The 12477-nt window shown below is 75.8% G+C and carries 13 protein-coding genes; 6 read left to right on the top strand and 7 right to left on the bottom strand.

What is annotated here, in order from left to right:
- Positions 1-256: 256 nt before the first annotated feature.
- Both IF43_RS0126050 and IF43_RS0126045 read right to left on the bottom strand, forming a co-directional pair.
- On the bottom strand, positions 257-724 hold the full coding sequence (locus IF43_RS0126050; protein ID WP_030205275.1) for a Rieske (2Fe-2S) protein: 468 nt from the start codon (positions 722-724) through the stop codon (positions 257-259).
- A 100-nt stretch (positions 725-824) separates the two neighbouring features.
- The gene (locus IF43_RS0126045) at positions 825-1169 is read right to left on the bottom strand and encodes a DUF952 domain-containing protein (protein ID WP_030205274.1); all 345 of its coding nucleotides are present in this window, start codon (positions 1167-1169) and stop codon (positions 825-827) included.
- Positions 1170-1417: 248 nt separating this feature from the next.
- Between IF43_RS0126045 and IF43_RS0126040 the strand changes: the two genes are divergently transcribed.
- The 4 genes from IF43_RS0126040 to der all read left to right on the top strand — a co-directional run bounded on the left by IF43_RS0126040 (position 1418) and on the right by der (position 5597).
- Positions 1418-2506, top strand: coding sequence for a prephenate dehydrogenase (locus IF43_RS0126040; RefSeq protein WP_030205270.1), 1089 nt, complete (start codon positions 1418-1420; stop codon positions 2504-2506).
- A gap of 173 nt (positions 2507-2679) precedes the next feature.
- Complete coding sequence (gene cmk / locus IF43_RS0126035) at positions 2680-3372, top strand: (d)CMP kinase (RefSeq protein WP_030205268.1); 693 nt, start codon at positions 2680-2682, stop codon at positions 3370-3372.
- A 65-nt stretch (positions 3373-3437) separates the two neighbouring features.
- The gene (locus tag IF43_RS0126030; RefSeq protein ID WP_234332544.1) at positions 3438-4079 is read left to right on the top strand and encodes a 1-acyl-sn-glycerol-3-phosphate acyltransferase; all 642 of its coding nucleotides are present in this window, start codon (positions 3438-3440) and stop codon (positions 4077-4079) included.
- Positions 4080-4145: 66 nt separating this feature from the next.
- Positions 4146-5597, top strand: coding sequence for a ribosome biogenesis GTPase Der (gene der, locus IF43_RS0126025; RefSeq protein WP_030205264.1), 1452 nt, complete (start codon positions 4146-4148; stop codon positions 5595-5597).
- 7 nt (positions 5598-5604) lie between these two features.
- On the opposite strand, the gene IF43_RS0126020 is transcribed toward der, so the two are convergent.
- Together IF43_RS0126020 and IF43_RS0126015 are read right to left on the bottom strand one after the other, a co-directional pair.
- On the bottom strand, positions 5605-6060 hold the full coding sequence (locus IF43_RS0126020) for a hypothetical protein (protein ID WP_030205262.1): 456 nt from the start codon (positions 6058-6060) through the stop codon (positions 5605-5607).
- Between the two features lie 223 nt (positions 6061-6283).
- A complete protein-coding gene (locus IF43_RS0126015) occupies positions 6284-7078 on the bottom strand; it encodes a hypothetical protein (RefSeq protein ID WP_030205260.1) in 795 nt (264 codons plus the stop codon).
- 298 nt (positions 7079-7376) lie between these two features.
- Here IF43_RS0126015 and IF43_RS0126010 point away from each other — a divergent pair, with 298 nt between their 5' ends.
- On the top strand, positions 7377-8099 hold the full coding sequence (locus IF43_RS0126010; protein ID WP_063753397.1) for a transglycosylase family protein: 723 nt from the start codon (positions 7377-7379) through the stop codon (positions 8097-8099).
- On the opposite strand, the gene IF43_RS0126005 is transcribed toward IF43_RS0126010, so the two are convergent.
- Genes IF43_RS0126005 through IF43_RS0125995 form a run of 3 tightly spaced genes read right to left on the bottom strand, consistent with a single transcriptional unit; the run spans position 8059 to position 11804 of the window.
- The gene (locus IF43_RS0126005; RefSeq protein ID WP_030205255.1) at positions 8059-8751 is read right to left on the bottom strand and encodes an ATP-binding cassette domain-containing protein; all 693 of its coding nucleotides are present in this window, start codon (positions 8749-8751) and stop codon (positions 8059-8061) included. The genes IF43_RS0126010 and IF43_RS0126005 overlap by 41 nt on opposite strands.
- Positions 8741-11353, bottom strand: a complete 2613-nt coding sequence (locus IF43_RS0126000; protein WP_037890070.1) for an ATP-binding cassette domain-containing protein — start codon at positions 11351-11353, stop codon at positions 8741-8743. The genes IF43_RS0126005 and IF43_RS0126000 overlap by 11 nt, the downstream gene beginning before the upstream one ends.
- 10 nt (positions 11354-11363) lie before the next feature.
- Positions 11364-11804 (bottom strand): hypothetical protein, encoded by a 441-nt coding sequence (locus IF43_RS0125995; RefSeq protein WP_030205250.1) that lies wholly within the window; start codon positions 11802-11804, stop codon positions 11364-11366.
- A 136-nt stretch (positions 11805-11940) separates the two neighbouring features.
- On the opposite strand from IF43_RS0125995, the gene IF43_RS0125990 reads away from it, so the two are divergent.
- Complete coding sequence (locus IF43_RS0125990) at positions 11941-12450, top strand: hypothetical protein (protein WP_234332543.1); 510 nt, start codon at positions 11941-11943, stop codon at positions 12448-12450.
- The last annotated feature ends 27 nt before the right edge of the window (positions 12451-12477 follow it).

The following is a 12477-nucleotide window of genomic DNA, read 5'->3' as shown; positions in this document are numbered from 1 at the left end:
CCCCTCGGCGCTTGACAGGGGCGGCCTGCAGGCCTCCCCCAGCTACCGCTGGGAGGTACCCCCAGCGGCAGGCCCACCCCAGGGGCAAGGGGCTTCGCCGTGGCCTGCGGCCACCCCTGGCCCGGGCCTGCCTCCGGTCCAGCCTGCCACCCCTGTCAAGCGCCTCCCCCACACACCACGGGACCCACCAGGCACCGCCAAGGAGGCGTGCGGCCGGGGCTGGGGTGTGGAGCGGGCCGGTGTGGAGTGGGCGGGGTCAGGCCAGGCGGATCTCGCCGTCGGCGACGGTGATCTTCTTCTCCGGGAGCGGCTTCGGGGCCGGGCCCGCGACGACCTTGGCGTCGGCGATCGCGTACTTGCTGCCGTGGCACGGGCAGTCGATCGTGCCGTCCGCGACCTTGTTGACGAGGCATCCCTGGTGCGTGCAGACCGCGCTGAAGGCCTTGAACTCACCCTTCTTGGGCTGCGTCACGACGACCTTCTGCTCCTTGATGACCGTGCCGCCGCCGACCGGGACGTCGGCGGTCTTCACCAGCGGGTCCCCGCTCGCGGCGGGGCTCGGGGCGGCCTCGCCGCTCGGTCCGCTCGACGAGGTCGAGGGTTCGGCGGCCGCGTCCTCCCTGCTCTTCGTCCCGTCCTCGGTCCCGCAGCCGGTGAGCGCGCCGGTCGCCACGGCCGCGGCGCCCGCCGCGAGTACGGTGCGCCGGGGGGTGTTGTCGAGCATGGCCATCTCCTCGAGTCGTCGGTCAGCGGCAGCATCCTGGCGCGCCGGAGGGCTCAGGAGAAGCACCGTCTCCCACGAGTCCCGGGCCCGACCCGTCCGCTCAGGAGTCCGCGGGGTACGGGACCAGGTCCCGCGCGGTGCCGTCGGCGTCGCGGCGTACCTCCCACAGCCGGTGCACGGCCGCCCGGTCGAGGGGGCCGTGGACGTGGGGGTAGCGGGCGCCGCTGCCGCCCTCGCGGCTGACCTCCGACGTCAGCCCGCGCTCGTCGATCTCCACGGCCAGGAGGGGGCCGGGAACGTCGCGGAAGTGGCGGTTCACGATCTCCAGGACCGTCGGCCGGTCCGCCGAACAGTGCGTGAAGCCCTGGGTGTCGAGCGACGGCGGGGCGTACGGGAGGTCCGGGGCGGCGGACCAGTCGGCGAGGGTGACCACGTGGAAGATCATGCGGATCGTTCTACCGCAGCCGGCGGGGGGCTGCGCCGTACGGGCGGTACGGCGCGGCCCGGGCGGTGGCCACGCCGTTCGCGGCCGGGGGGCGTGGTGGGCGCCTCGGGGCGTGCGGTTCCGCGGGCGGCTCGTCGCGGGTGGCGGTCCGGCCGGCGTCTCGTCAGGTGGGCGGGCGGTTCGACGACAGTCACCGGCTGATTACGCTGAAGGTCCACAGCCCGCCGTCCCCGACCAAGGAGCGCCCCGTGAGAACCGCCGTCGTCATCGGAACCGGACTGATCGGCACCTCCGCGGCGCTCGCCCTCGCCGGCCGCGGGGTCGCCGTGCACCTTGCCGACCACGACCCGGTGCAGGCCCGTACGGCCGCCTCGCTGGGCGCCGGCACCGACGCGGCCCCCGAGGGCCCGGTCGACCTCGCGATCATCGCCGTGCCCCCGGCGCACACGGCGGCCGCCCTGGCCGACGCGATGGGGCGCGGGATGGCGCGCGCGTACGTGGACGTGGCCAGCGTCAAGGGCGGGCCGCGGCGCGAGCTGGAGGCGCTGGGCCTGGACATGACGGCCTACCTCGGCACGCACCCGATGGCCGGCAAGGAGCGCTCGGGCCCGCTGGCGGCCACCGCGGACCTGTTCGAGGGCCGGCCGTGGGTGCTCACGCCCACCCGGGACACCGACACCGAGGTGCTCAACCTCGCGCTCGAACTGATCGCGCTGTGCCGGGCCGTGCCGGTGGTGATGGACGCCGACGCCCACGACCGGGCCGTGGCCCTCGTCTCGCACACCCCGCAGCTGGTGTCGAGCATGGTCGCCGCACGGCTGGAGACGGCCGACGAGACGGCGGTGCGGCTGTGCGGCGGGGGCATCCGCGACGTCACCCGGATCGCGGCCTCCGACCCGCGGATGTGGGTGGAGATCCTCTCCGCCAACCCCGGGCCCGTCGCCGACGTGCTCTCGGCGATCGCCGCCGACCTCGACGAGACCGTGCAGGCGCTGCGCGCCCTGCAGTCCGCCGACGAGGACAAGCGGCGCGGCGGGGCCGCCGGGATCGAGGACGTGCTGCTGCGCGGCAACGCCGGCCGGGTGCGGGTGCCCGGCAAGCACGGGCAGGCGCCGGCGGCGTACGAGACCGTGGCCGTGCTCATCAGCGACCAGCCGGGGGAGCTGGCGCGGATCTTCGCCGACGCGGGGCGGGCCGGGGTCAACATCGAGGACGTACGGATCGAGCACGCGACGGGGCAGCAGGCCGGGCACGTGCAGCTCATGGTCGAGCCGCGGGCGGTGGCGCCGCTCACGGCCGCGCTCCGCGAGGCCGGCTGGGCCCTCCGCCAGCAGTGACCGACCGCCCGCTCGCCCCGCCCGCACCCCGGTCCGGGCGGGGGCCGGCGGGCGCTCCGGCGCCGGCCCGCGGACCGGTGGGGGCGGGGTGGGGCGAGGGGCCGGTAACCTTGGGGAGGGGCGCTTTGGTGTGCCCGGGAATCGCTCGCGCAAGCAGGAAGGTGCCAGACACCGTGGAAACCGCTTCGTCCGCCGTGATCGTCGCCATCGACGGTCCCTCCGGCACGGGCAAGTCCAGCACCTCCAAGGCCGTCGCGGCCAAGCTCGGGCTGCGTTACCTCGACACCGGCGCGCAGTACCGCGCGATCACCTGGTGGATGGTCGCCCACGGCGTCGACATCGACGACCCCGAGGCCATCGCGACCGCCGCCGACAAGCCCACGATCGTCTCGGGCACCGACCCGCTCGCCCCCACCATCACGGTGGACGGCACCGACGTGGCCGGCCCGATCCGCACCAAGGATGTCACCTCCAAGGTCAGCGCCGTGAGCGCGGTTCCGGAGGTCCGGACCCGGATCACCGAGCTGCAGCGGTCCATCGCCGCGCAGGCGGAGGGCGGCATCGTCGTCGAGGGCCGCGACATCGGCACCACCGTGCTCCCGGACGCCGACCTGAAGATCTTCCTCACGGCCTCGGCCGAGGCCCGCGCCGCCCGCCGCTCCGGCGAGCTCAAGGGCAAGGAGGCGGCCGACCTCGCCGCCACCAAGGAAGCGCTGATCAAGCGCGACGCCGCCGACTTGGGACGCAAGACCTCGCCGCTGGCGAAGGCCGACGACGCCGTCGAGGTGGACACCACCGACCTCACTCTGGAGCAGGTCATCGAGTGCGTCGTCACCCTCGTTGAGGAGAAGCGGGCCGGCACGTGACCGTAGGCACCACCGGCCCCACCCCCCGGGGTGCGGCCGTCGGTCGGCGCATCGGGATCGGGCTCATGTACGGCCTGTGGGCGCCCCGCGTCCTCGGCGCCTGGCGGGTGCCGGCGACCGGGCCGGTGATCCTGGCCGTCAACCACACGCACAACATCGACGGCCCCATGCTCATGGGGACGGCGCCCCGGCCCGTGCACTTCCTCATCAAGAAGGAAGCGTTCGTCGGCCCGCTGGGCGCCTTCCTCGACCGCATCGGCCAGGTCAAGGTCGACCGCACCGGACCCGACCGCGCCGCCATCTCCGACGCGCTCGGCGTGCTGGAGTCCGGCGGCGTGCTCGGGATCTTCCCCGAGGGCACCCGGGGAGAGGGCGACTTCGCCTCCCTGCGGGCCGGCCTCGCCTACTTCGCCGTCCGCTCGGGCGCGCCCATCGTGCCCGTCGCCGTGCTCGGCAGCACCGACCGGCGGGGCCGCCTCGTAAAGGGGTTGCCGCCGCTCAAGGGCCGGGTCGACATTGTCTTCGGCGACGCCTTCCAGGCCGGCGACGGCAGCGGGCGGCGCACCCGTACGGCCCTCGACGAGGCGACCGTACGCATCCAGGAACACCTGACCGCCCATCTGGACGACGCCAGGCGCCTGACCGGGCGCACGGCGGACGCCGCGGTCGGAACCGGGCGCGGGGCGGGCCCGGACCAGCGAGACTGAACCAGTAGTGGGCCCGCGCCCCGCGCGGGTGCCACCGACCACCACGAACGACGAGGAACGGACTTCATGAACGACCAGCACGACCACGGAGCGCTCGGCGACGCCGAGTACGCGGAGTTCATGGAGCTCGCCGCGGAAGAGGGCTTCGACATCGAGGACGTCGAGGACGCCATCGAGGAGGCCGGCCACGGCCCGCTCCCCGTCCTCGCCGTCGTCGGCCGCCCGAACGTCGGCAAGTCGACCCTGGTGAACCGCATCATCGGCCGCCGCGAGGCGGTCGTCGAGGACAAGCCCGGCGTCACCCGCGACCGCGTGACCTACGAGGCCGAGTGGGCCGGCCGCCGCTTCAAGGTCGTCGACACCGGCGGCTGGGAGCAGGACGTCCTGGGCCTCGACGCCTCCGTCGCCGCCCAGGCCGAGTACGCCATCGAGGCCGCGGACGCGTGCGTCTTCGTCGTCGACGCCAAGGTCGGCGCCACCGACACCGACGAGGCCGTCGTCAGGCTGCTGCGCCGGGCCGGCAAGCCCGTCGTGCTGTGCGCCAACAAGGTCGACGGCCAGAGCGGCGAGGCCGACGCGGCCGCCCTGTGGTCCCTCGGCCTGGGCATGCCGTACCCGGTCTCCTCGCTGCACGGCCGCGGCACCGGCGACATGCTGGACGCCGTCCTCGAGGTCCTGCCCGAGGCGCCCGCGCAGACCTTCGGCGGCAACGCGATCGGCGGCCCCCGCCGCATCGCGCTCATCGGCCGCCCGAACGTCGGCAAGTCCTCGCTCCTCAACAAGGTCGCGCGGGAGGAGCGGGTCGTCGTCAACGAGCTGGCCGGCACCACCCGCGACCCGGTCGACGAGCTGATCGAGCTCGGCGGAGTCACCTGGAAGTTCGTGGACACCGCCGGTATCCGCAAGAAGGTCCACCTCCAGACGGGCTCGGACTACTACGCCTCGCTGCGCACGGCCGCCGCCGTGGAGAAGGCGGAGGTCGCGGTCATCCTGATCGACACGACCGAGAAGATCAGCGTCCAGGACCAGCGCATCATCACCATGGCCGTCGAGGCCGGCCGCGCCATCGTCATCGCCTACAACAAGTGGGACGGGCTCGACGAGGAGCGCCGCTACTACCTCGAGCGCGAGATCGAGACCGAGATGCAGCAGGTCGCGTGGGCGCCGCGGGTGAACGTCTCCGCGAAGACCGGCCGCCACATGGAGAAGCTGGTCCCGGCGATCGAGACCGCCCTCGCGGGCTGGGAGACCCGGGTCCCGACGGGTCGGCTGAACGCCTTCCTCGGCGAGATCGTGGCCTCCCACCCGCACCCGGTCCGCGGCGGCAAGCAGCCGCGCATCCTGTTCGGCACCCAGGCGGGCACCAAGCCGCCGCGGTTCGTGCTGTTCGCCTCCGGCTTCCTGGAGGCGGGCTACCGCCGGTTCATCGAGCGCCGGCTGCGCGAGGAGTTCGGCTTCGACGGCACCCCGATCCACATCTCGGTCCGGGTCCGCGAGAAGCGCCAGAAGAAGAAGTAGGAGCCGGTCAGGCCCCGCGGCGCGGGGCCGGCGGCAGCGCCGCGGGCAGGGCGGCCGGGACGTGCGTCGCGGCCTGGTGCGGGCGGGCGGCGCCGTACCCGGCGGAGCCCGCCGGGTAGGGGCCGCCGCCCTGGCCCGCGTACGAGGGGACCTGCTGCCAGCTGTCGGAGCCCCGGGCGTCGGCGCCGGAGCGGTCCGTGCCCCAGGCGTTCCAGGACTGCCACGGGTCCCACGCGGAACCGGCCAGGCCGCTGCTGGTGAGCGCGCCGAAGCCGGCGAAACCGAGGTCCTCCTCGCCCGTGCGGTCGCCCGGCAGGGCCCGGAAGGCCCGCTGGTACTCCGAGCACAGGGCGTCGTAGATCGGGGTGTGCGAGCCGCCGGGGAAGTCCCGCTCGCGCGGGGGGCGCATCGAGGGGATGTGGCTCTGGTAGCTCTGCGGGCGCGAAGCGTCGTATGAGTGCACGTCGTGCCAACGACCCCGGAGCCCCGACGGATGCGGGCGCGGTCGGGGGAAACGCAGGGCGCCGGGGGTACGCGGACGGTCTCCGCGTACCCCCGGCGCTGCTTCCGGCACGTGCCGGACCCGCGGTCGGGGCCCTCGTTCCCCGCCCGCGAGCGGCGGACGCGCCGGCGGGTGCCGGCACCGGTCGGATGCCGGCGGGCGGGGTGGCCGCCGGCCGGGCGGGTCAGGTGCCGGCGAGCGGCAGCATCGCGGCCACCAGCAGGCCGGAGGCCGCCGCCTTGTCGAGCGCGTCGCGCAGCAGGTCCTCGCGCGGCTGCTGGCCGATGGAGCCCACGGGCGCCGCGTAGACGAGCACCTTCTGGTGCCGGTTGGCCTCGTTGCGCCAGCCCTCGGTGACCGGCAGCGCCTGGTGCGCCTGCCACCACGCGACCTGGCCGCCGCCCCCTGCACCGGGCTGGAGCACCGCGTGCAGCTTGCCCGCCGCCAGGAGCACGGACCAGCCGGCCAGCTGCGAGGGCACCGAGCCCATGTCGGTGACAGGGACGAAGCCCTGCTCGATGAGCAGCGGCAGGAAGTCGTCGCCGGGGCCGGTGGTGCCGGGGCGCGCGATCGGGGCGGTGGGCTCGACGACCAGCGCCGGGTGCAGCTCGCCGTTGATCAGGACGAGGCCGCTGGTGATGCCCAGGACGGCCTGGCCACCGGGCACGTTCTCGGGGACCGCGACCGCCTCGCCGGCGGGGCTGTCGCCGGTGATGCTGCGGACGGCGCCCTGGAGCTGCTCCTCCGAGACGGTGACGACCTGGGACGGGATGCAGGTGGCGTGGGCGAAGGCCAGGACGGCGGTCTCGTCGCCGACGAACAGCACGGTGCTGGTGCGCTCCCGCTCGGAGTCCCCCGGGGTCCGGCAGGAGGTGCAGTCGTAACTGCCGGGCGCGGACTCGCCGCGGAGCAGCAGGTCGGCTTCTTCGTCGCCGATCTCGGCGCGTACGTCATCGCTGACGTCGAGCATGCGCGGCACGGGGTGACTCCTCGGGCTAGACGTGCGTGGGCCGGGCGGATCCCGGCTCTCCGGGGCTCAACGGGGGAGCGGTGGCCGGGGTCACGCCGTCCAGGGGAACGGAATCGAACCGCACGTCCAGGAGGGTGAACCGGTCGTGCGATCTGATCTCTTCATGGCAATTCCTGTCCGATGACGGGCAGTTGATGGCCGGAGCTGCGCGGTTCCGGTAGGGGGCGCCTCGGCCGACCGGGTGGGGCCGGGTGGCGGTCCGCGCGGCGGGCCCGGCGGGGCGTACCGGCCTGCGTAGCGTGGCCCGATGGCTCACCTCCGGAAGCGGCCGTACGCCCGACCCGGGGCCCGCGGCCCGGCCGCGGCCCTGCTGTGCGCCGCCGTGCTCGCGCTGCTGCCGACCGCGGCCCGGGCGGCCGACGCGGCTGCCGCGCCACCGCCCCCGGCCCCCGGCCCGGCGGGGGTCGGCCTGGTCGGCTCGAAGGGGACCATCGGCTCCGGCCCGGGCGACTGCGGCCCGGGCGGTCAGTGGCCCTGGGACTGCGTGGCCGACTGCGAGAGCAGCGGCCGCTGGCACGCCGACACCGGGAACGGCTTCTACGGCGGCCTGCAGTTCGGTCAGCCGACGTGGGCCGGGCACGGCGGGCTGCGGTTCGCACCGCGCGCCGACCTGGCCACGCGGGAGCAGCAGATCAGGGTCGCCGAGGACCTGCTGGCGGTGCAGGGCTGGGAGGCCTGGCCGACGTGCGCCAAGCGGTACGGGCTGGCCGGGCGCGCGCACGTCGTGCGGGCCGGGGACACCCTGTACGGGATCGCCCGCCGGTACCGGATCGCCGGCGGCTGGCAGGCGCTGTACCGGCTGAACGCGAAACTGGTCGGACCGAACCCGGGTCGGCTGGAGATCGGGTGGATGCTGGCCCTGCCGAAGGACGCGGCGGTCCCGAAGGACCTGGTGACGCCGCAGGCGGTGGTGCCGGTGGAGGCCGTGGCTACTCCCCGGCCGCCCGCGGCTCCACCGCCTCTCCGCTGAAGGCCAGTCCGCCCCGGCGCAGTTCGTGGACGAGGACGCCGGGCAGGGCGAGGGCCGCCGGCACTCCCTGCTCGGCCAGCACCACCGCCGCACCGTCCCGGGCCAGGGCGGCGAGGAGGGCGTACGTACGGTCCGCGGTCGCGGGCGCCATGCCCTGGGCCGGCTCGTCGAGCAGCAGCACGGCGGGGCGGCCGGTGGCCGGGTCGGTGCGGGGGGCCAGCAGGGCACGGCACACGGCGAGCATGCGCTGCTCGCCGCCCGACAGGGTGCCCGCGGTGCGGGGCAGCAGCGCGGCGAGCGCCGGGTAGGCGTCCAGCGCGGGATCGGGAGCGGCGCCGCGGGCGGCGAGCGCGAGGTTCTCGGCGACGGTCAGCCCGCCGTGCACGGCCTGCCGGTCGGGTACGAAGCACAGGCCGCGCCGGGCCCGTTCGTGGGCCCGCCACCCCGTGACGTCCGCCCCGCGCCAGCGGACCCGGCCGGCCGCCAGCGGCACGGTGCCGGCCAGCGCGCGCAGGGCGGTGGTGCGGCCGGAGCCGTTGCGGCCGAGGAGCAGGGTCACGGTGGCGGCGGGGACGGGCAGGTCGAGGCCGTGGAGGGCTTCGAGGGGTCCGTACCGCACCCGTGCGCCGCGGAGCGCCATCTCAACGGTCAAGGAACACCCCCGCGGCCATGGTGTGCACGGTGTCGGCGAGCGCGCCGACCACGTCGGGGTCGTGCTCGACGACCAGCACCGCCAACCCGTCTCCGGCCAGCGCCCGCAGTACCCGCGTCAGTTCCCGCACCTCGGCGGCGTCGAGTCCGGCGGCGGGCTCGTCGAGCAGCAGCACCCGGGGGCTGCCGGCGAGGGCGCGGGCGAGCTCGACGCGGCGCAGGGTGGCGGTGGACAGGCCGGCGGCCGGGGCGTACCGGAGCGGGCCGTCGAGGCGGAGCAGCCGCAGGCTGCGCTCGAGCTGGCCGGGATCGTGCCGATGGCCCTGCTCGGCGCCCAGCCGGACGTTGTCCTCCACCGTGAGGCCGTCGAAGACGGCGAGCTGCTGGAAGGACCGGGCCAGGCCCAGGCGGGCGCGGTCGTACGCGGGCAGGTGCGTGATGTCGCGGCCGTCGAGCAGCACCCGGCCCGCGGTGGGGCGCAGGGCCCCGCCGAGGCAGTCGAAGAGGGTGCTCTTCCCGGCGCCGTTGGCCCCGACCACCCCCGTGATCCGCCCGGCGGGCACGTCGAGCGCGACCCCGCGCAGGGCGTGGTACGGGCCGTGGTGGGCGTGCAGGCCGCGGGCGCTGAGGAGGGGGGTGGGGGTGGGGGCGCGGCTGGGTTGTCTCGGGGCGGGGGGTGTCTGGGGCGGGGTGGGTGCCGGGGTGAGGCGCGGTTGACGTGGGGTCGGTGGCGGTGCGGGGTGCGGCGGGGGTGCGGCGGACGTGCGGAACAGGCCTGCGAGTCCTGCCGGGAAGCGGCCCACGAGTACGGCCAGTACGCCGATCAGCGCGGCCGGGACCCCGCCCCGCGTGCCCGCGTCGAGGCCCACCAGCAGCGCCGCCCCGATCAGCGCCCCGGCCGCGCTGTCCGCGCCGAGCACCACCACCGCCGCGAACCACAGCAGTCCGCGCACCGGGTCGAACGCCTCCGGGTCGAAGGCCCGTACCGCCAACCCCAGCATCCCTCCGCCCAACGCCGCCAGCGCCGCGCCGGCCACGAAGGCCAGCAGCTTCAGCCGCGGTACCGCCACCCCGGCGGCGGCGGCTCCCGCCTCGTCGTCGCGCAGCGCGGCCAGCGCCCGCCCCGGCCGCCCGCGCCGCAGGACGGCGACCGCCACCAGGGACGCGGCCAGCAGGCCGAGTTCCAGGGCGTAGTACGCGCGGTCGTCCGCGAACCCGGGTGGCCGGTCGAGGTCGAGCCCGGCGGTGGCGTACGGCTGCGCGAACACGAACCGGCTGACCGCCACGCCGAACGCCAGTGTCGCCAGCGCCAGGGCCAGCCCCCGGCGGCGGATCGCCGGCCACCCGGTCAGCAGTCCCAGCGGGGCCACCAGCACCACTGCCACCGCCAGCGCCCCCAGACCCGTGACGGGGGGCAGTCCGGGGAACCGCCCGGCCGCCAGCAGGGCGGTGAACAGGGCGCCCAGACCTGCGTACGCCGCCTGGCCGAGCGAGATCTGCCCGCCCCGCCCGGTCACGACCACCAGGGACAGCAGCACCACCGCGAACGCCGGCACCCGCACCGCACCCGCCAGGTCCGCGTCGCCGAAACCGAGCGGCAACAGCAGCAGCACACCGGCCAGCGACCACGCCGCGACTCGGGGGGCGCCCCACGCCGCGACTCGAGGGGTGCTCCGTGGCGGAGGGCCGGCCCTGCGGCAGGCCCACCCCGAGGGCTCGAGCCCTGGGTGGGGCTGCGGCGGCCTTCCCACGGCCGGGAGCAGGGGCACCAGGAGCGTGGCGGCCAGCAGGGCCACCGCGAAGAGGTTCGCCGAGACCGCGCCGAGCAGCGGCGCGGCCCGGCCCGTGGGGTGGAACCGGGTCAGTTGGGACTGGGCCACCCCGATCGCGAGGGCGGCGCCGATCGCCACCGGCAGGCTCTTCAGCCGGGCCAGCACCACGACGGCGACCACTTCGAGCACGAGCAGCGGCAGACCGTACGGGTCCAGTCGCACGTACGGGGCCAGCAGCACGCCCGTGAGCCCCGCCGTGAAGGTGCCGAAGGCCCAGCCGGCGGCCGCGACGCGGTCGGCGTCCACGCCCCCGAGCGAGGCCAGCACCCGGTCGTCCACCACCGCCCGCAGCGCCCGTCCGAAACCGGTGCGACGGGTCACCACCGCCACCGCGAGGGCGCCCAGCACCGCCGCCGCGAGCTGCGGCCACGGCTCGCCTGCGACCAGCACGGGAGCGTCCGTCCGGGCCCCGGCCCCCCACACCACGTCGGCCAGCCCCACCAGCAGGACGAACACGCCGATGGAGGCCACGAGCGCGGCCGCCGTGTCGCCGCCGCGCACCGCCAGCGGCCGGAACACCAGGCGGTCCAGCACGAGTCCGATGCCCGGTGCCACCAGGAGCAGCGTGACGGCTCCGGCGGCCGCCACCGGCCAGTGCCATCCGACCACCAGGTGCCGCAGGACGTACGCGCAGACCATCGCGACCGCCCCGTGCGCCAGGTTGAGCACGCCCGTGGCCCGGTACGTGACGATCAGCCCGATGCCCGAGAGCGCGGCGGCGCTGCCGACCGCGAGTCCGGCCAGCGTGAGCTCGTAGGTCAGGGAGGCCATGGCTGCCGCCTCAGCGCGGCCAGCGGGGTTCGCACACGGGGCAGGGGGAGAGGCCGGCCCCCGGCGCCGCCGCGACCGCGTCCGCCCGCCCGTCCACCAGCGGGCAGTCGGGCCGGTGGGCCAGGCTGCCGCCGGGCACCCGCAGCGGCGGTCCGTCGGAGGCGGGCCCGACCGCGTCGGGGAGGTTCTCGTCGAAGGCCCCGGCCTCACCCGTTCGGGCGTACGTGCCGGTCTCCGGGCCCGTCCCGGACGGCCGCCACGCCGCGGCCAGCAGCACGGCACCCGCCACCAGCAGTGCCGCACCCGGCACCGTGCACGAGGCCAGGTACGGCAGCTGGCGGGCCGCGAACCGCTCGCCGGAGACCCCGTACCAGCCCAGGACGCACAGCAGCGCGCCGGCCGCCAGCGCCCCGGCGGCGGCCCACAGCGTCGTCCGCGAACTGGTCTGCATCGGCACTCCCCTGACGTGGCCGGCCGCCGGCAGGGGCGGGCGCCCGCGGTGACCGATTCCTTGCACTATGCCCCGAAGCGGCAGACCCTGGAAGCATCGAGCCGAACGGCTCGCTCGGACACCGGTGGTGAGCCAGATGGGCCTGGTCCTGAGTGGACGCTCCCGGATCGCGGTCTGGGGCGCCGCCGCGGTCCTCGTGCTCGGCCCCGCCGTCGCGGGCTGCTCCGACGACTCCGGCGGACGGACGGGCAAGACCTCCAGTCCGGCCGCCTCCGCACCGGCGACGGCCCCGGCGGACCGCGCCGCGGCGCAGGCGGAGATCGAGCAGAACTGGGTACGGTTCTTCGAGCCGGGAACCTCCACCGACGACCGCGTGAAGCTCCTGGAGAACGGGGAGCAGTTCCGGGCCCTGCTGGACGGGATGAAGTCGAACCCGCTGGCCCGGCAGACCGCCGCGAAGGTCACCGCCGTCACCTTCACCTCCCCGACCGGGGCCACGGTCACCTGGGACCTGCTGGAGAGCGGCACCCCGGTGCTGTCCGCCCTCAAGGGCACGGCGGTCCTGCAGGACGACGTATGGAAGCTCTCGGCCTCGTCCCTCTGCGCCCTCGTCGAGATGAGCGATGCGGCCGCGCCGGGCTGCTGACGGACCGTATCCGGACGGGCCCCGGCG

This window comes from Streptomyces sp. NRRL S-87 (assembly GCF_000719335.1).
GTDB lineage: Bacteria > Actinomycetota > Actinomycetes > Streptomycetales > Streptomycetaceae > Streptomyces.
The sequence above is the reverse complement of the archived record's forward strand: the minus strand, read 5'-3'. Positions and strand labels throughout refer to the sequence as shown.